Annotated in this window: 12 protein-coding genes; 11 read left to right on the forward strand and 1 reads right to left on the reverse strand. The window is 69.9% G+C overall.

Features of this window, described 5'->3' with window-relative positions:
- The first annotated feature begins 13 nt into the window (after window positions 1-13).
- From ACMCNK_RS32430 to ACMCNK_RS32465, 8 genes are all read left to right on the forward strand, one after another.
- Window positions 14-868, forward strand: a complete 855-nt coding sequence (locus ACMCNK_RS32430) for an ABC transporter ATP-binding protein (protein WP_412741058.1) — start codon at window positions 14-16, stop codon at window positions 866-868.
- On the forward strand, window positions 858-1,568 hold the full coding sequence (locus tag ACMCNK_RS32435; RefSeq protein WP_412740134.1) for an ABC transporter ATP-binding protein: 711 nt from the start codon (window positions 858-860) through the stop codon (window positions 1,566-1,568). The genes ACMCNK_RS32430 and ACMCNK_RS32435 overlap by 11 nt, the downstream gene beginning before the upstream one ends.
- Window positions 1,569-1,602: 34 nt before the next feature.
- Window positions 1,603-2,508 (forward strand): ABC transporter substrate-binding protein, encoded by a 906-nt coding sequence (locus ACMCNK_RS32440; protein ID WP_412740135.1) that lies wholly within the window; start codon window positions 1,603-1,605, stop codon window positions 2,506-2,508.
- Window positions 2,509-2,515: 7 nt separating this feature from the next.
- Window positions 2,516-3,523, forward strand: a complete 1,008-nt coding sequence (locus tag ACMCNK_RS32445; protein ID WP_412740136.1) for an amino acid ABC transporter permease — start codon at window positions 2,516-2,518, stop codon at window positions 3,521-3,523.
- Window positions 3,520-4,299 (forward strand): amino acid ABC transporter ATP-binding protein, encoded by a 780-nt coding sequence (locus ACMCNK_RS32450; RefSeq protein ID WP_412740137.1) that lies wholly within the window; start codon window positions 3,520-3,522, stop codon window positions 4,297-4,299. The genes ACMCNK_RS32445 and ACMCNK_RS32450 overlap by 4 nt, the downstream gene beginning before the upstream one ends.
- Before the next feature lie 54 nt (window positions 4,300-4,353).
- Window positions 4,354-7,044 carry a DNA polymerase I gene (gene polA / locus ACMCNK_RS32455; RefSeq protein WP_412740138.1) on the forward strand — a complete coding sequence of 897 codons (2,691 nt, stop codon included), beginning with the start codon at window positions 4,354-4,356 and terminating at the stop codon, window positions 7,042-7,044.
- 74 nt (window positions 7,045-7,118) lie between these two features.
- Window positions 7,119-7,490: an ArsR/SmtB family transcription factor gene (locus ACMCNK_RS32460; RefSeq protein ID WP_412740139.1), complete on the forward strand. Its 372-nt coding sequence runs from the start codon at window positions 7,119-7,121 to the stop codon at window positions 7,488-7,490.
- A gap of 290 nt (window positions 7,491-7,780) precedes the next feature.
- On the forward strand, window positions 7,781-11,107 hold the full coding sequence (locus tag ACMCNK_RS32465) for a putative Ig domain-containing protein (protein WP_412740140.1): 3,327 nt from the start codon (window positions 7,781-7,783) through the stop codon (window positions 11,105-11,107).
- A gap of 85 nt (window positions 11,108-11,192) precedes the next feature.
- On the opposite strand, the gene ACMCNK_RS32470 is transcribed toward ACMCNK_RS32465, so the two are convergent.
- Window positions 11,193-12,005, reverse strand: coding sequence for a class I SAM-dependent methyltransferase (locus ACMCNK_RS32470; RefSeq protein ID WP_412741059.1), 813 nt, complete (start codon window positions 12,003-12,005; stop codon window positions 11,193-11,195).
- A gap of 370 nt (window positions 12,006-12,375) precedes the next feature.
- Between ACMCNK_RS32470 and rpsA the strand changes: the two genes are divergently transcribed.
- The 3 genes from rpsA to uvrB all read left to right on the forward strand — a co-directional run bounded on the left by rpsA (window position 12,376) and on the right by uvrB (window position 17,889).
- Window positions 12,376-13,878, forward strand: coding sequence for a 30S ribosomal protein S1 (gene rpsA, locus ACMCNK_RS32475; RefSeq protein WP_412740141.1), 1,503 nt, complete (start codon window positions 12,376-12,378; stop codon window positions 13,876-13,878).
- A 207-nt stretch (window positions 13,879-14,085) separates the two neighbouring features.
- Entirely contained in the window at window positions 14,086-15,279 is a 1,194-nt protein-coding gene (gene coaE / locus ACMCNK_RS32480) for a dephospho-CoA kinase (protein WP_412740142.1), read from the forward strand.
- Between the two features lie 477 nt (window positions 15,280-15,756).
- Window positions 15,757-17,889 carry an excinuclease ABC subunit UvrB gene (uvrB, locus tag ACMCNK_RS32485; protein ID WP_412740143.1) on the forward strand — a complete coding sequence of 711 codons (2,133 nt, stop codon included), beginning with the start codon at window positions 15,757-15,759 and terminating at the stop codon, window positions 17,887-17,889.
- The last annotated feature ends 22 nt before the right edge of the window (window positions 17,890-17,911 follow it).

The following is a 17,911-nucleotide window of genomic DNA, read 5'->3' on the forward strand; positions in this document are numbered from 1 at the left end:
GACGCCGCAGGAGATGGACGCGGCCAACGCCCGTCGGGTGGACCTGCCGATTCCGACCGGCAGGGGTGGATACACCCCTGCCGGGGCGGGGGCGAGCGACGTCCTGCTGGAGGTCGACCACGTGACGCTGCGCTTCGGCGGCGTGGTGGCCCTCAACGACGTGTCGTTCAGCCTGCGCCGCGGCGAGATCTTCGGCCTGATCGGGCCGAACGGCGCGGGCAAGACCACCTGCTTCAACGCGACGACCGGCGTGTACCGGCCGACGAGCGGGGCGATCCGGTTCAACGGTGAGTCCATCGTCGGGAAGAAGAAGCACGAGATCACCCGGTCCGGGATCGCCCGTACGTTCCAGAACGTCCGGTTGTTCCCGGAGATGACCGCGCTGGAGAACGTGATGGTGGGCATGGACGCCCATCACAAGACCAGCGTGATCGGTGCGCTGTTCCGGCTCCCGCGCCACCTGCGGGAGGAGCGGACCGGCCGGGCGCGGTCGCTGGAGCTGCTGCGTTTCGTCGGCATCGACAAGCGCGCGGGCGAGGTGTCGCGCAACCTGTCGTACGGCGAGCAGCGGCGCCTGGAGATCGCCCGTGCGCTGGCGACGAACCCGACGCTGCTGTGCCTGGACGAGCCGGCGGCGGGCTTCAACCCGGCGGAGAAGGAGGAGCTGCTGCAGCTCATCCGCAAGATCCGGGACACCGGGGTGACCGTGCTGCTCATCGAGCACGACATGCGCCTGGTGATGGGTGTGACGGACCGGATCGTCGTGCTGGAGTTCGGCAAGAAGATCGCCGAGGGGACGCCCGCCGAGGTGCGGGACAACCCGGCGGTCATCGCCGCGTACCTGGGAGTGCCGACCGATGCTGCTTGAGCTGGACAACGTCACGCTGCTGTACGGCCGTATCCAGGCCCTGCACGGCATCAGCCTGACCGTGGCGCAGGGCGAGATCGTGGCGCTGATCGGCGCGAACGGCGCCGGCAAGTCGACCACGATGCGGGCGATCTCGGGTCTGCGCCCGGTGGCGCAGGGTTCGATCCGTTTCGACGGCGAGGACATCACGAAGCTGCGCGCCGACCTGCGGGTGGTCCGTGGGGTGTCGCAGTCGCCGGAGGGCCGCGGCATCTTCCCGGGCATGACCGTCCGGGAGAACCTGGAGATGGGCGCGTACACCCGCAAGGTGCGTGCCGAGATCAACGAGGACCTGGAGCGGGCCTTCACGCTGTTTCCCCGGCTCAAGGAGCGGGAAAAGCAGGTGGGTGGCACCCTGTCCGGCGGTGAGCAGCAGATGCTCGCGGTGGGCCGGGCGCTGATGAGCCGACCCAAACTGCTCCTTTTGGATGAGCCCTCCATGGGTCTAGCGCCGATGCTCATCCAGCAGATCTTCGACATCATCGTCGAGATCAACCAGCAGGGCACCACGGTGTTGCTGGTGGAGCAGAACGCACAACAGGCGCTGTCGCGCGCGCACCGCGCGTACGTGCTGGAGACCGGCCGCATCGTCAAGGCCGGGACCGGCGCGGAACTGCTGCACGACCCCGCCGTCAAGGACGCTTACCTCGGCGTCGCCTGATCCGTCGTATCCCCCTCACAAGGAGTTGTTGTTCATGTTCCGCACCGCCCCTGGCCGGCGCGCGATTCTTGGCCTCACCGCCGCGGCCGCCCTGACACTCTCCCTCGCCGCTTGTGGTTCGGAGTCCGACACCGGTTCGTCCGGCAAGGCCGTGCCCAAGGCGTCCGCCGACACGTCGCTGGCGGACAAGGTGCCCGCCGACATCAAGGCAGCCGGCAAGCTGGTCATCGGTACGGACTCGTCGTACGCGCCGAGTGAGTTCCTGGACACCGACGGCAAGACGGTCGTCGGCTTCGACGTCGACCTGTTCAACGCGGTCGGCCAGAAGCTGAACCTGAAGACGGAGTGGCAGTCGGCGACGTTCGACAGCATCATTCCGGGCGTGAGCTCCGGCAAGTACCAGGTCGGGGTCTCGTCGTTCACGATCAACGCGAAGCGGGAGAAGGAGGCCACCATGATCTCCTACTTCTCCGCCGGCACCCAGTGGGCCGCCAAGGCGGGCGCGACGATCAACCCGGACGACGCCTGCGGCAAGAAGATCGCCGTGCAGACCGCGACGGTGCAGGTCGACGACGTGAACGCGCGGTCGAAGAAGTGCACCGACGCCGGCAAGCCGAAGATCACGGTCGACCAGTACCAGGCCCAGTCGGACGCCACGAACGCCGTGGTGACGGGCAAGGACGAGGCGATGCTGGCGGACTCCCCGGTCGTCGCGTACGCGGTCAAGCAGACCAACGGCCAGCTCGCGCTGCTCGGCGGCATCTACGACTCGGCGCCGTACGGCTACGTCGTCGCCAAGGACAAGACCGAGTTCGCCGGGGTGATCAAGGACGCCGTGGCGTCGCTGATCGCCGACGGTACGTACAAGACGATCCTGGACAAGTGGGGCGTCACCGCGGGTGCGATCACCGCCCCCGAGGTGAACCCGGCGGCGTCCTGATCCGCGCATGAGCGAGCAGACACAGCCCGGACGGGCGCGGCCTGAGGCGATCAAGGCCGTGCCCGTGCGGCACCCCGGCCGGTGGGTGGCGATCGCGGTGATCGCGATCCTCGGCGCGATGTTCCTCCACCTGCTGGTGACCAACGACCGTTTCCGCTGGTCGTTCATCTTCACGTCGTACGCCGAAGGCAAGCGCGGCGTGATGTTCACCGGCCCGGTCCTGCAGGGCCTGTGGGGCACGATCCTGCTGACGATCAGCTCGATGGTCATCGGCATCGTGCTGGGCATCGTGCTCGCGATCATGCGGCTGTCGGAGAATCCGGTCCTGAAGTACGCGTCGTGGGTCTACACGTGGTTCTTCCGCGCGGTGCCCCGGCTGGTGCTGGTGATCCTCTTCGGCAACCTGAACATCCTGTGGACCCGCATCGGCTTCGGCCTGCCGTTCGACAAGCAGATCGGCGCGTTGTTCGGCATCGACAACTTCAACGGGCAGTTCTACAGCATCAAGGCGACCGACCTGCTGGCCGGATTCGTGGCCGGCATGCTGGCTCTGGGGCTGTCCGAGGCCGCGTACATGGCCGAGATCGTGCGGGCGGGCATCCAGTCGATCGACCCCGGGCAGGGCGAGGCGGCCGTGGCGCTGGGCCTGTCCCGCACGCAGGTGCTGCTGCGCGTCGTGCTGCCGCAGGCGATGCGGGTGATCGTGCCGCCGACCGGCAACGAGGTCATCGCGATGGTCAAGGACACGTCGCTGGTGGCGTTCGCGCCGGTGACCTTCGAGTTGTTCTTCCAGCTCAGCGCGATCAAGGCGCGCACCTTCGTGGTGCTGCCGGTGCTGATCGCCGCGGTGATCTGGTACCTCATCATGTGCAGCATCCTGATGGTCGGGCAGTTCTTCCTGGAGCGGCATTTCGGCCGGGGCTACGGCACGGCCGCCAAGGCCAAGCGGCGGCTGCGCAACATCGAGATGGAGCAGGGCGGCCGTATCACGGTGGAGGGCGGTGCAACCCCATGACCGGCAACAACGGTACGGCCGAAATGGTGCGCGCGGACAACGTGCACAAGTCGTTCGGCAGCGTCGAGGTGCTCAAGGGCGTCGACCTGGTCGTCAAGCCGGGAGAGGTGTGCTGCGTGCTGGGCCCCTCCGGCTCCGGCAAGTCGACGTTCCTGCGCTGCATCAACCACCTGGAGAAGATCAACGGCGGCCGGATCTTCGTCGACGGGGAACTGGTCGGCTACCGCGAGCGCCGCGGCAAGCTGTACGAGATGAAGGAACGCGAGGTGGCCGAGCAGCGCCGGTCCATCGGCATGGTGTTCCAGCGGTTCAACCTGTTCCCGCACATGACGGCGCTGGAGAACGTCATGGAGGCCCCCGTCCGGGTCAAGAAGGAGAACAAGGCGGCGACCCGGGACCAGGCCCTCGCCCTGCTTGATCGGGTGGGCTTGGGCGAGAAGACCGGCAACTACCCGTCGCAGCTGTCCGGCGGGCAGCAGCAGCGGGTGGCGATCGCCCGCGCCCTGGCCATGCGGCCCAAGCTGATGCTGTTCGACGAGCCCACCAGCGCGCTGGACCCGGAGCTGGTCGGCGAGGTCCTCGACGTCATGAAGGATCTGGCCCGCGACGGCATGACGATGGTCGTGGTGACCCACGAGATCGGTTTCGCCCGGGAGGTGGGCGACTCGCTGGTCTTCATGGACGGCGGGGTCGTGGTCGAGCAGGGTGCGCCGCGGGATGTCATCGGAAATCCGCAGCACGAACGCACCAAGGCATTCCTGAGCAAGGTGCTGTAAAGCGGGCGGGGCGGTCGGCGGTGTTGTCGTAGGTCGCGACTAGAGTTCAGCGACGTGAGCGACGACGCCAAGACCCCCCGCTTGCTGCTGCTCGACGGCCATTCGCTGGCCTACCGGGCCTTCTTCGCGCTGCCGGTGGAGAATTTCTCCACCCAGACCGGCCAGCCGACCAACGCCGTCTTCGGCTTCACGTCGATGCTGATCAACATGCTGCGTGACGAGCAGCCCACGCATATCGTGGTCGCGTTCGACGTGTCCCGGCAGTCGTTCCGCACGGAGAAGTACGCGGAGTACAAGGCGGGCCGTTCCGAGACCCCGCAGCCGTTCCAGGGCCAGGTCAGCCTGGTCAAGGAGGTGCTGGAGGCGCTGCGTATCCCGGTCGTGGAAAAGCCGGGCTACGAGGCCGACGACGTCATCGCCACGCTCGCCACCCAGGGCCGTGACCTGGGGATGGAGGTGGTCATCTCCACCGGCGACCGCGATGCGTTCCAGCTCGCCGGCGAGCATGTGACGATCCTCTACCCGGTGCGCGGCGTCTCCGAGGTGTGGCGGATGACCCCGGCCGCCATCGAGGCGAAGTACGGGGTGGGCCCCGATCGCTACCGCGACAAGGCCGCCCTGGTCGGCGAGACCAGCGACAACCTGCCCGGCGTGCCCGGCGTCGGCGACAAGACCGCCGCCAAGTGGATCAATCAGTACGGCGGCCTCGACGGCATCGTGGCGCGCGTCGACGAGATCAAGGGCAAGGCGGGGGAGAACCTGCGCGCCCATCTCGCCGACGTCCTGCGCAACTACGAGATCAACGCCCTGGTCTGCGACCTGGAGCTGCCGCTGGGCCCGGCGGATGTGCAGTGGCCCGGGTGGGACCGCGAGGCGGTGCATCAGGTCTTCGACGCGCTGGAGTTCCGCGTCCTGCGCGAGCGGCTGTACTCGTACCTGGAGGCGGTCGAGCCCGAGGCCGAGTCCGGCTTCGACCTGTCCGGCGCGATGCTGCGCACCGGCGAGGTGGCCGCCTGGCTGCGCGAGCACGCCGGGGTCGCCCCGGTCGGAGTCGCGGTCACCGGCCGTTTCGGCCGCGGCACGGGCGCGCTGACCGGGGTCGCGGTCGCCACCGGCGACGGCCCGGCGGCCTGGTTCGACCCCACCACCCTCGACGAGAACGACGACCGTGCGGTAGCCGCGTGGCTGGCCGAGCCGACCCGTCCCAAAGTGATCCACGACGCGAAACCGGCCATGCTGGCGATGCGCGCGCACGGCTGGACGCTGGCCGGGGTGCGGGTCGACACCGCCCTCGCGGCGTATCTGGCCAAGCCCGACCAGCGGGCATATGACCTGACCGACCTGGCGCTGCGCTACCTCAAGCGCGAGCTGCGGGTCGACGCCCCCGACGACGGCCAGCTCACCCTGGAGGGCCTCGGCGACGACGGGGCGGCCGAGGAAGGGGTGATGCTGCGCGCCCGCGCCACCCTCGACCTGGCGGACGTGCTGACCGAGGAGTTGTCCCGCGACGGCGGCGAATCCCAGCGTCTGCTCGCCGACGTGGAGCAGCCGCTGGAGGTCGTTCTCGGCGAGATGGAGCACCTCGGCATCGCCGCGGACACGGAGTATCTGTCCGAGTTGGAGGCCCATTTCGCCGCTGAGGTGAAGGCGGCGGCGCAGGCCGCGCACGCCGAGGTGGGCCGCGAGTTCAACCTCGGTTCCCCGAAACAGCTGCAGGAGATCCTGTTCACGGAGCGGAACCTGCCCAAGACCAAGCGCATCAAGTCGGGGTACACGACCGACGCCGACGCGTTGCAGAGCCTGTTCGCGCAGACCGCCGACCCGCTGCTGGCGCACCTGCTGCGCCACCGCGACGTCGCCAAGCTGAAGTCCACGGTGGACGGCCTGCTCAAGTCCGTCTCCGCCGACGGGCGGATCCACACCACGTTCAACCAGACCGTGGCGGCGACCGGGCGGCTGTCGTCCACCGACCCCAACCTGCAGAACATCCCGATCCGCACGGAGGAGGGGCGGCGCATCCGCCGCGCGTTCATCGTGGGGGACGGCTACGAGCAGCTGATGACCGCGGACTACAGCCAGATCGAGATGCGGATCATGGCGCACCTGTCCGGCGACGACGCGCTGATCGCCGCGTTCAACTCCGGGGCCGACTTCCACGCCGCCACCGCCTCGTCGGTGTTCGGCCTGCCGGTGGAGCAGGTCGGCCACGATCACCGCCGCAAGATCAAGGCGATGAACTACGGCCTCGCGTACGGGCTCAGCGCGTACGGTCTGTCCAACCAGCTCACGATTGCGGTCGAAGAGGCCCGTGGGCTGATGGACGAGTACTTCACCCGTTTCGGCGGCGTCCGCGACTACCTGCAGGCCGTCGTGCGCCGCGCGGTGCAGGACGGGTACACCGCCACCATCCTCGGCCGGCGTCGTTACCTGCCAGACCTGAGCAGCGACAACCGCCAGCGCCGGGAGATGGCGGAGCGGATGGCGCTCAACGCGCCGATCCAGGGCTCCGCGGCGGACATCATCAAGGTGGCGATGCTGCGCGTCGACGAGGCGCTGCGCGATTCCGGGCTGCGTTCGCGGATGCTGCTGCAGGTGCACGACGAGCTGGTCTTCGAGGTGGCGCCCGGCGAGCGCGACGCTCTGGAGGAGCTGGTCCGGCGCGAGATGGGCGGGGCCTACCCGTTGTCCGTGCCGCTGGAGGTGTCCGTGGGCGTCGGCCGCGACTGGGACGGCGCCGACCACTGAGCGCAACCACCGCTGCTGACCGTCCTGACATCGATACGTTCGCGTACTTGCCTGGCTTTGCCAAGCTTGGGCGCATGTCAGCACTATCGATCGAGACGAAGCCCCGGCCGTCCTCGTTGACGCCGGTGGTTCGGGGGGCGCTCGACGCCAAGGAGGCCACCGCGGTCGCGCCGATGTTCAAGGCGCTGGGCGACCCGGTGCGTCTGCGACTGCTGTCGATGATCGCATCGGCCGGCGGTGGTGAGGTCTGCGTGTGCGACCTCACCGGTGAGTTCGACCTGACCGGCCCGACCATCTCCCACCATCTGAAGGTCCTGCGCGAAGCCGGGCTGGTCAACAGCGACCGGCGCGGCACCTGGGTCTACTACCGGCTCGTGCCCCGCGCACTGGCCGGCCTCGGTGACCTGCTCGACGTCAGCAGCCTGGCCGCGTCCGGCGCCCGCTGACGACCGGCCATCCGCCCTGGGATCCACTGCGACTTGAGGACTTTTCCGGAGAAGTTCTTCACACCCCAGCCGCAAGCCGTTACCGCTGTGGCTGAGGAGGTTTCCGGTTGGTCCCGATGCGCGATCTTGAGATCGCCCTGAACTGATCTCGTCCGATCGGTCACGGACATGGATCCCCGGCGGAGGCGGGGGTCACCGACCGCAGATCTGCCCTGCCCCCATGCGTCTCCCGCTCTGGTGCCGCAGATCCTTACCTTCGGCCTGTGTCATCAGGGCGTGGGAGGTTGGGCATGACGGGTCGCTTGCCGGATGTGGTTCGGCAGTCACGGCGGCGCTCACGTGCGCTGGCGGCACTGGCACTGGCCGGTGTCGCGACGCTGCTGGCCGGATTCGTGGCCGTGCCCGCAGCGCAGGCCGCGACGGGCCCGACGGTCGCCGACCCGGGTGCCCGCTACAGCGGCATCAGTCACCCGACAAGCCTGCAGATGGCCGCCACCGGCGGGACGAAGCCTTACGCATGGACGGCGACCGGGCTGCCGACCGGGCTGGGCATCAACGCCACCACCGGTCTGATCTCCGGCACACCGACGAAGGCGGGCACCTACGCGGCCAAGGTCGTCGCGACCGACAAGACGAAGCTGTCCGGGAGTGTGTCGTTCTGGTGGACGGCCGGGGTGGCGCCGGTGGTGTCGAGTCCGGGTACGCGGGCGTCGGTGGTCGGTGCGGCGGCGTCGGTGGCGTTGTCGGCGTCGGGTGCGAAGGCGCCGTACGTGTGGTCGGCGGTGGGGTTGCCGCCCGGGTTGGGCATCGACGCGTCGACGGGTGTGATCTCGGGTACGGCGTCGGGTGCGGGGTCGTTCTCGGTGACGGTGACGGCGACCGATGCGGCGAAGATCCCGGGCAGTGTGGCGTTCGGCTGGGATGTGGCTGCCGCGGCGGTGTCGGTGGTGGATCCGGGTGTTCAGCAGGGCACGGTGGGGCAGGCGACGACGCTGACGTTGGCGGCGAAGGGTGGCACCGGGCGGTACACGTGGTCGGCGACCGGATTGCCGTCAGGGCTGAGCTTGAACGCGGGCACCGGGGTGGTCTCCGGCAGGCCGTCGCGTGCGGGGTCGTTCTCGGTGACGGTCACGGCGACGGACTCGGTCAAGCGCACCGGCACCGCCACGTTCACCTGGATCACCGCCGCCGCCGTGACCGTGACCAACCCGGGCACCCGGTACAGCGGCGTCAACCAGGCGTCGAGTCTGCAGATGGCGGCGGCCGGCGGCCAGACCCCGTACACCTGGTCCGCGACCGGGCTGCCGACCGGGCTGAGCATCAACGCCGCCACCGGTCTGATCTCCGGCACGCCGACGAAGGCGGGCACCTCCGCGGCCAAGGTCACCGCCACCGATCCGGCCAAGCGTGCCGGGAGTGTGTCGTTCTCGTGGACGGCCGGGGTGGCGCCGGTGGTGTCGAGTCCGGGTACGCGGGCGTCGGTGGTCGGTGCGGTGGTGTCACTGGCGTTGTCTGCTTCGGGTGCGAAGGCGCCGTACGTGTGGTCGGCGGTGGGGTTGCCCGTCGGCGTGAGCATCAACGCGAAGACCGGTGTGATCTCGGGTACGGCGTCGGGTGCGGGGTCGTACTCGGTGACGGTGACGGCGACCGATGCGGCGAAGATCCCGGGCAGCGTGGCCTTCACCTGGGATGTGGCGGCGGCGCCGGTGTCGGTGGTGGATCCGGGTGTTCAGCAGGGCACGGTGGGGCAGGCGACGACGCTGGCATTGGCGGCGAAGGGCGGGACCGGCCCGTACACGTGGTCGGCGGCCGGTCTGCCGGCAGGGCTGAGCTTGAACGCGGGCACCGGGGTGATTTCCGGTACGCCCTCGAGTGCCGGCACGGCCACGGTCGCGGTCACCGTGACGGACTCGGCCAAGCGCACCGGCGCGGCGACGTTCACCTGGATCACCGCCACCGCCCCGGAGCTCGCCGACCCCGGTGACCAGATCGGCACGGTCGGCGTGGCGGTGCGCACCGCACTGACCGCCCGTGGCGGCACCGCCCCGTACGCCTGGTCCGCGACCGGCCTGCCCGCGGGCCTGACGATCGATCCGGCCGGCTACCTTTCCGGCATCCCGGCCGCGGCCGGCGACAACACGATCACCGTGACCGTCACCGATGCGACTGGCCGCACCGGAACCACGACGTTCACCATCGCCGTCACCGTGGCCGTGTCCGTCGCCGACCCGGGCACCCGCAACGGCACCGTCGGAGCCCCCACCACCGTCGCTCTCGGCGCGACGGGCGGTTCCGCGCCGTACACCTGGTCGGTCAGCGGCCTGCCCGACGGCCTGGTACTCGACCCGGCCACCGGCGTCATCTCCGGCACCCCCACGACGGAGGTCTCGCCGACCGTCGTCGTCACCGCCACCGACGCCGCCGGGCGCACCGGCAGCGCGTCGTTCGCCTGGCAGGTTGGTGCCGCGGCTCCCGCCCTCGACTACGCCGCCGCCGTCGCGGACGAGGCCGACTGGATCTCGCAGGCCCAGGTTCCGCCGGGGCACGGCGCGGCGAGCGGCGCCATCTCGGTCAACATCCCGGGCGGCGGAATCGACTCCGCGACGGACGCGCTCGTCCGCCCGTACCTGGCGAACCTTGCGGTGCCGGGGCTCGTCGCCGCAGGCCCGCGCTACTTCCCGGCGGCGAAGGCCTACCTCGACTGGTACCTGAGGCACGTGCAATGGCCCGACCCGCTCGGGGTGTACGGCACCGCGTGCGACTACCGGATCAACGTGGTCACCGGCGTCGAGACCACCATCGACGGCAACGGCAACGCCTCCGAGCAGTGTTACTACGACTCGTCCGACGGCTACGCCGGCACGTTCCTGATGGCGATGCAGGCGTACGCGCGGGCGAACCCCGCCGACGCCGGCTGGGTCGCGGACCAGGGCTACCTGCTGGAATCCATCGCGAACGCCATCGAGGCGACCAAGCAGGTGGACGGGCTCACCTGGGCCAAGCCGGACTGGCACGCGAAGTACCTGATGGACAACGTCGAGGCGCAGCAGGGCTTCGCCGCACTGAGCTGGCTCGAACGGTACGTGATCAAGGACGCCGGCAAGGCCGACTACTGGGCCGGCGAGGCAGACGTGGTCGCCGCTGCCATCGAGGATCACCTGTACCTGCCCGGCGTCGGCATGTACGCCAACGACACCGACGCGACCGTCGTCTGCCGCGCCGGAGGAACCTGCCCGGACTGGGACACCTGGTATCCGAACGCCGGGGACGACTCCACGTCTGCGGGCCAGGCATGGCCGTTGTGGGCCCGGCTCGGTCCGGCCGCGCAACGCGGGCAGGTCTGGGCGGACTTCACCGCGCACTGGCCTGAGTGGACCGCTGCCTGCCCGCCGTCGGACGCCTCCGGCACCGGGTGTGCCGGCACCCCGTGGGCGGTGCTGGCCTACACCGCGGCCGTGCAGGGCGACCGGACCGGGGCGGCTACGTTCGTGGCGAACGCCCGACGGGAGTGGGGCGGCCGGGGCCGACCGTGGCCCTGGACCGTGGCCGACTCGGGCTGGCTGGCGCTCGCCGAACGCGCGCTCGCCGACGGCTCGCCGGATCTGCCCGCGCGGTAGGGGTCACGTCGCCGAGCGGACAAACCGGGCTCGTTGCCCGTACCACTGCGGCCCGGCCGGGCCGGCCGATTCGCGGGGCCGCGGGTCAGGGCAGTTCGGCCACGAAGATGGCGGTGCCCGGGAAGATCTGTCCACGCAGCGGGCTCCACTGGCCCCATACCTGCTCGTGGCCCTCGGGCCACTCCGGCTCGACCAGGTCGCGCAGCACGAACCCGGCCGCGACCAGCTCGCGGACCCGGTCGCCGAGGGTGCGGTGCTGTTCGACGTACACGGGCACGCCGTCATCGTCCTGTTCGACGTATGGACGCCGGTCGAAGTACGACTGCACCGCCATCAGGCCGGCCTCGCCGGGGTCGTCGAGGAACACCCACCGCATCGGATGTGTGATGGAAAACACCCACCGGCCGCCGGGGCGCAGGACCCGTGCGACCTCACGCATCACGCTCTGCGAATCGGCCACGAACGGCACCGTCCCGAACGCCGTGCACACGATGTCGAACGTGGCGGCGCCGAACGGCAGTGCCAGGCCGTCGGCCTGCACCAGGGGCACCGGGATCCCCGAGCGGTCCGAGGCGAGCCGGGCGTGGCGCAGCATGCCCGCGGACAGGTCCATTGCCACCACTCCGGCGCCCCGTCCGGCCAGCCAGCGAGCCCCGGCGGCGGCCCCGCACCCCAGTTCGAGGACCCGCCGGCCGGACACGTCGCCCAGCAGCCGTGCATCGGCCTCGCGCAGACCCTCGGGACACCACACCAGGTCGGCGTCGCCGAGGAACGCGCCGTGCTCGGCCTGATAGTCGTCGGCGTCGCCGTCCCACCAGCGGCGGCTGGCGGCTCGGGTCTCGTCGTCGGTGACGGCCCGGCGGGTGACGGCCGGGGCCGGATCGGCGGTGGGTTGCATTTCGATCACCAGGGCAACGGTACGGGGAAGGGCCTTCCGAGCGTGCGCCGCAACGGTCTCCCACCGGTTGTCGGTAGGGAGAAAGCGGAACAAAACGGTCGGGCTGGAGGGTTCAGGCGAAACATTGTGCCGCCGTCATCTGGAGGGCTTGCAACCTGTGGTAATGCGCACGGTAAGCTAGTCGATGCGCTCGCGGATCGTGTGCCTCGGCAGGGAGCAGGCTCCGTGGTCGTCGGTGCCAGCTCGTGCAAACTAACCTGATCAGGGCCTCGATCGCCATGATCACGACGGATGTTCGCGCTGTGCCCGCCGGCAGTTCCGCCGGGCGCGAGAGACACCACGAATCCATCCGTTCGGAGCAACTGTCCACATGACGAGCAGCATCGAGGCCACCTCGAGCGCCCCCAAGGTCACCGTCGACGACCTCGGGTCGGAGGAAGCATTCCTCGCGGCCATCGACGAGACCATCAAGTACTTCAACGACGGCGACATTGTCGAAGGCACCGTCGTCAAGGTCGATCGGGACGAAGTCCTGCTCGACATCGGCTACAAGACCGAGGGCGTCATCCCCTCGCGCGAGTTGTCGATCAAGCATGACGTGGACCCCGCGGAAGTGGTGTCGGTCGGAGACCACATCGAAGCCCTCGTCCTCACCAAGGAGGACAAGGAGGGCCGGCTGATCCTCTCGAAGAAGCGGGCGCAGTACGAGCGCGCCTGGGGCACCATCGAGAAGATCAAGGAGGACGACGGCGTCGTGCGCGGCTCCGTCATCGAGGTCGTCAAGGGCGGTCTCATCCTCGACATCGGCCTGCGCGGCTTCCTGCCCGCCTCCTTGGTCGAGATGCGCCGGGTGCGCGACCTGCAGCCGTATGTGGGCCGTGAGCTCGAAGCGAAGATCATCGAGCTGGACAAGAACCGCAACAACGTGGTCCTGTCCCGCCGTGCGTGGCTCGAGCAGACCCAGTCCGAGGTCCGCACCGAGTTCCTCAACAAGCTGCAGAAGGGCCAGGTCCGCAAGGGCGTCGTGTCCTCCATCGTCAACTTCGGCGCATTCGTCGACCTGGGCGGTGTGGACGGCCTCGTGCACGTCTCCGAGCTCTCCTGGAAGCACATCGACCACCCGTCCGAGGTTGTCGAGGTCGGCCAGGAGGTCGAGGTCGAGGTGCTCGACGTCGACCTGGACCGCGAGCGCGTCTCGCTGTCGCTCAAGGCGACGCAGGAGGACCCGTGGCGCCAGTTCGCCCGGACCCACGCGATCAACCAGATCGTCCCGGGCAAGGTCACCAAGCTGGTGCCGTTCGGCGCGTTCGTGCGCGTCGACGACGGCATCGAGGGCCTGGTGCACATCTCCGAGCTGGCCGAGCGTCACGTCGAGCTGCCCGAGCAGGTCGTCCAGGTCGGGTCGGACGTCATGGTCAAGGTCATCGACATCGACCTGGAGCGTCGCCGGATCTCGTTGTCGCTCAAGCAGGCCAACGAGAACTTCGTGGAGGGCGAGGAGCACTTCGACCCCACCCTCTACGGCATGGCCGCGACGTACGACGCCGAGGGCAACTACATCTACCCGGAGGGCTTCGACCCGGAGACGGGCGAGTGGCTCGAAGGCTTCGACAAGCAGCGCGAGGCGTGGGAGAAGCAGTACGCCGACGCTCGCGAGCGGTGGGAGGCCCACACCAAGCAGGTGCAGGCGTCCCGCGAGGCCGAGGCCGAGGCTGCGCTCAACCCGGCCCCTGCGGGTGGCACGAGCGGCCCGTCGTCCGCCTCCTCGAGCTCGCCGGCCCCGGCGCGCGCCGCGGAGGAGCCGGCCGGCACGCTGGCCACCGACGAGGCGCTCGCCGCGCTGCGGGAGAAGCTCGCCGGCGGCAAGAGCTGACCCGGACAGCCTGACCACGAAGGCCCGTCCGCGACTCGTCGCGGGCGGGCCTTCGCCGTTCGTCACGTGGGCCCAGCGCTGTGCGTCGGGTCCGTCATAAGGGCCTCATTTGCGTCAGGCCCCTGCGTGGGTCCACATCTGCCGCCGCAGACATCGGGTCGCGAAGGTCGGTGCCAACGCCGGCTCGGCGCGCACTAGGCTGACCGCGTGTTGATGGTGGGGCTCACGGGCGGCATCGGTGCGGGCAAGAGCGCGGTCGCCCAGCGGCTCGTCGCCCGCGGCGCCATGCTGATCGACGCCGACCGGCTCGCCCGCGAGGTCGTGGCCGCCGGTACGGACGGGCTGGCCGAGGTGGTCGAGGCGTTCGGGCCGGCCGTGGTGGGCGCCGACGGAGAACTCGACCGGCCCGCACTCGGAGCCCGGGTGTTCGGCGACGAGGCGGCCCGCCGCCGGCTCGAATCCATCATCCACCCCCGGGTACGCGCCCGCACCGCGGAACTCGCCGCCCGGGCACCGTCCGACGCGATCGTCGTCAACGACGTGCCGCTACTCGTCGAAACCGGACTGGCCCCGTCGTTCCACCTGGTCGTGGTCGTCGAGGCCGACCCGCAGACCAGGATCAGCCGCCTGGTCGAACACCGCGGCATGACCCCCGAGGACGCCGCCGCCCGAATCGCCGCCCAGGCCGACGACGATCGTCGCCGGGCCGCCGCGGACATCGTCGTCGCCAACGACGCCGGCCTCGCCGAACTCGAGGCGCGAGTCGATGCGCTGTGGCGGGACCGACTGCGCCCGTACGAGGAAAATCTGCGGGCGGGCAGTGCCGCGCCCGCAGACCGCGAGTGGCACGTCGTCGCGCCGGATCCGACGTGGTCCGCCCAGGCTGAGCGCAGCATCGCCCGCCTGCGGTTTGCGCTGCGGTCCCGGCTGGGCCGTGAGGCGGACGTCACCCACGTCGGTTCGACCGCGGTGCCGGGCATGCCGGCCCGGGATGTCATCGAACTCATGCTTGCCGTGCGCACGCTGGCGGAGGCCGATTCGCTGGCCGACGACCTCGCGGCGACGGGTCTGCCGCGTCGTCCAGGGGAATGGGCCGACGACGCGCGGGACTGCGCGGGGCAGACGTGGCCCAAAAGGATGCACGGCAGCGCCGATCCAGGTCGGCCGATGCGCCTGCATGTGCGGGTGAGCGGTTCGCCAGGCTGGCGTTTCGCGTTGCTCATGCGCGACCACCTGCGGGCGGTGCCCGAGGCCCGCGACGGGTACGCGGCGGCCGAGCAGCACTGGGCCGGCCAGCACCCGGACGTGGGCTGTCACGCCGAAGCGAAGGAACCGTGGCTCGTGGCCGAGGCGCGGGCGGCGTACGCATGGGCGGAGCAGGCCGGCTGGCAGCCGACCTGAATCCGGGCCCGCGTCAGGAATCCGGGCGGGCGTAGGGAATCCGGGCGGGTGTTGGGAATCCGCGCGCGGAGCGAGCCCGAATGCGCGAGGGGAAATCGGGGCGCGCGCAGGAAATCCGGATGCGCCTCGGAGGGCGGGTGCGCATGGGGGAGCTGGATCCGGCCCTGGGGAGAGGGCGCTCGCGGCGGCCGGTCAGCGCAGGGCGCGACCACCCGTAGGTGCGCTCGCCAGCCTTGGCCGGGGCAGCAACCTCGGTGCCGACGCGGGCGGGCCGTTGATCGGCCCGGCCGGTCGGGCGGCCGCCGCGAGCGGCCTACCGGATCAGGCTAGGGGAGCCGCGCAAGCGCTCACAATGCCCGCGGCCGGGGCCGAATTGGCACCCTCCGAACACCCGCCCGGAGCCTCGCCGGCGCGGGGCGGGTGCGGCCCGGGCGGGACCGGGCGAAGTTGTCGGACCCTCGTCGTACCGTTGGCGTCATGGCGCTCGACATCCCTCGACTCGACGGCCGCTTCCAGGTCATCAGCGACTATCAACCCGCCGGTGACCAGCCGGCCGCGATCGACGAGCTGGAGCGCCGCGTCCGCGGCGGGGAGCGAAACGTGGTGCTGCTCGGCGCCACCGGCACGGGCAAGAGCGCGACGACCGCCTGGCTCATCGAGCGGCTCCAGCGCCCCGCGCTCGTGCTGGCTCCCAACAAGACACTCTGTGCCCAGCTGGCGAAGGAGTTCCGCGAGCTGCTGCCGCACAACGCGGTGGAGTATTTCGTGAGTTACTACGACTACTACCAGCCCGAGGCGTACATTCCGCAGACCGACACGTACATCGAGAAGGACTCCTCGATCAACGAGGAGGTCGAGCGGCTGCGCCACTCCGCGACGATGTCGCTGCTCACTCGCCGCGACACGGTCGTCGTCGCGACGGTCAGCGCAATCTACGGCCTGGGCACCCCGCAGGAGTACCTGGACCGCAGCGTGACTGTCCGCGTCGGGGCGGAGGTCGACCGCGACCAGCTCCTGCGTCGCCTGGTCGAGATCCAGTACTCGCGCAACGACATGGCGTTCCAGCGGGGGACGTTCCGGGTGCGGGGCGACACCCTCGAGATCATCCCGGCGTACGAGGAGCTCGCGGTGCGCATCGAGCTGTTCGGCGACGAGGTGGAGAAGCTCTACTACCTGCATCCGCTGACCGGGGAGATCGTCCGCGAGGTCGATCAGCTGATCATCTTCCCGGCGTCGCACTACGTGGCCGGCCCGGAGCGGATGGAGCGGGCCATCCGCGGCATCGAGGCTGAGCTGGAGGAGCGGCTGGCCGAGCTGGACCGGCAGGGCAAGCTGCTGGAGGCGCAACGGCTGCGCATGCGGACGACGTACGACGTCGAGATGATGCGTCAGGTCGGCTTCTGCAACGGCATCGAGAACTACTCCATGCACATGGACGGCCGGACGTACGGGGAGCCGTCGTTCACGCTGCTGGACTACTTCCCGGATGACTACGTCACGGTGATCGACGAGTCGCATGTGACGATCCCGCAGATCGGCGGCATGTACGAGGGCGACGCCTCGCGTAAGCGGATCCTCGTCGAGCACGGTTTCCGGTTGCCCAGCGCAGCGGACAACCGGCCGTTGCGGTTCGACGAGTTCCTGGAGCGGGTAGGGCAGATGGTGTTCCTCTCCGCCACCCCGGGCCCGTGGGAGCTGCAGCAGTCGGCTGGGGAGTTTGTCGAGCAGGTCATCCGCCCGACGGGCCTGGTGGATCCGCAGGTGGTGGTCAAACAGACCAAGGGGCAGATCGACGATCTCATGCACGAGATCCGGCTGCGGACGGAGCGCGACGAGCGGGTGCTGGTCACCACCCTGACGAAGAAGATGGCCGAGGACCTGACCGACTACCTGCTGGAGAACGGCATCCGGGTGCGGTATCTGCATTCGGAGGTCGACACGCTGCGCCGTGTGGAGCTGCTGAAGGAGCTGCGCAAGGGCGACTACGACGTGCTGGTCGGCATCAACCTGCTGCGGGAGGGCCTCGACCTGCCCGAGGTGTCACTGGTGGCCATTCTGGACGCCGACAAGGAGGGCTTCCTGCGCAGCGGCCGTTCCCTGATCCAGACGATCGGCCGGGCCGCCCGTAACGTCTCGGGCGAGGTCCACATGTATGCGGACAAGATGACGCCGTCCATGCGTGACGCCATCGAGGAGACGAGCCGCCGCCGGGCCAAGCAGATCGCCCACAACGAGGCCAACGGCATCAGCCCGGAGCCGTTGCGGAAGAAGATCCACGACATCCTCGACGACATCTACCGCGAGGCCGAGGACACCGACACCGCGATCGGTGGCCACGGTCCGGGCGGGCATGTGGTGGGCGGCGGCGGGCGGCAGATGTCGCGTGGCAAGGGCCCGGTGCCGGAGACGCGGTCCAAGGCCCGCGGCGCGGTGCAGCCCGCCCGCGAGGGCATGGCCCGCGCCGAGCTGGCCCAGCTGATCCAGGACCTCAACGACCAGATGCTCGCCGCCGCTCGTGAGCTGCAGTTCGAGCTGGCGGCGAGGATCCGTGACGAGATGGCCGAGCTGAAGAAGGAACTGCGCGGCATGGATGCGGCCGGGGTGCGCTGAGCCGGCGGCGCGAGCGAGGTCT

This window comes from Krasilnikovia sp. MM14-A1259 (assembly GCF_047159535.1).
Lineage (GTDB): Bacteria > Actinomycetota > Actinomycetes > Mycobacteriales > Micromonosporaceae > Actinoplanes.

Bases quoted from the DNA above. Each gene is read 5' to 3' on its own strand.
- ACMCNK_RS32430 (WP_412741058.1), top strand. From the start codon at position 14: ATGGACGCGGCCAACGCCCGTCGGGTGGACCTGCCGATTCCGACCGGC.
- ACMCNK_RS32435 (WP_412740134.1), top strand. From the start codon at position 858: ATGCTGCTTGAGCTGGACAACGTCACGCTGCTGTACGGCCGTATCCAG.
- ACMCNK_RS32440 (WP_412740135.1), top strand. From the start codon at position 1,603: ATGTTCCGCACCGCCCCTGGCCGGCGCGCGATTCTTGGCCTCACCGCC.
- ACMCNK_RS32445 (WP_412740136.1), top strand. From the start codon at position 2,516: ATGAGCGAGCAGACACAGCCCGGACGGGCGCGGCCTGAGGCGATCAAG.
- ACMCNK_RS32450 (WP_412740137.1), top strand. From the start codon at position 3,520: ATGACCGGCAACAACGGTACGGCCGAAATGGTGCGCGCGGACAACGTG.
- ACMCNK_RS32460 (WP_412740139.1), top strand. From the start codon at position 7,119: ATGTCAGCACTATCGATCGAGACGAAGCCCCGGCCGTCCTCGTTGACG.
- ACMCNK_RS32465 (WP_412740140.1), top strand. From the start codon at position 7,781: ATGACGGGTCGCTTGCCGGATGTGGTTCGGCAGTCACGGCGGCGCTCA.
- ACMCNK_RS32470 (WP_412741059.1), bottom strand. From the start codon at position 12,005: ATGCAACCCACCGCCGATCCGGCCCCGGCCGTCACCCGCCGGGCCGTC.
- rpsA (WP_412740141.1), top strand. From the start codon at position 12,376: ATGACGAGCAGCATCGAGGCCACCTCGAGCGCCCCCAAGGTCACCGTC.
- uvrB (WP_412740143.1), top strand. From the start codon at position 15,757: ATGGCGCTCGACATCCCTCGACTCGACGGCCGCTTCCAGGTCATCAGC.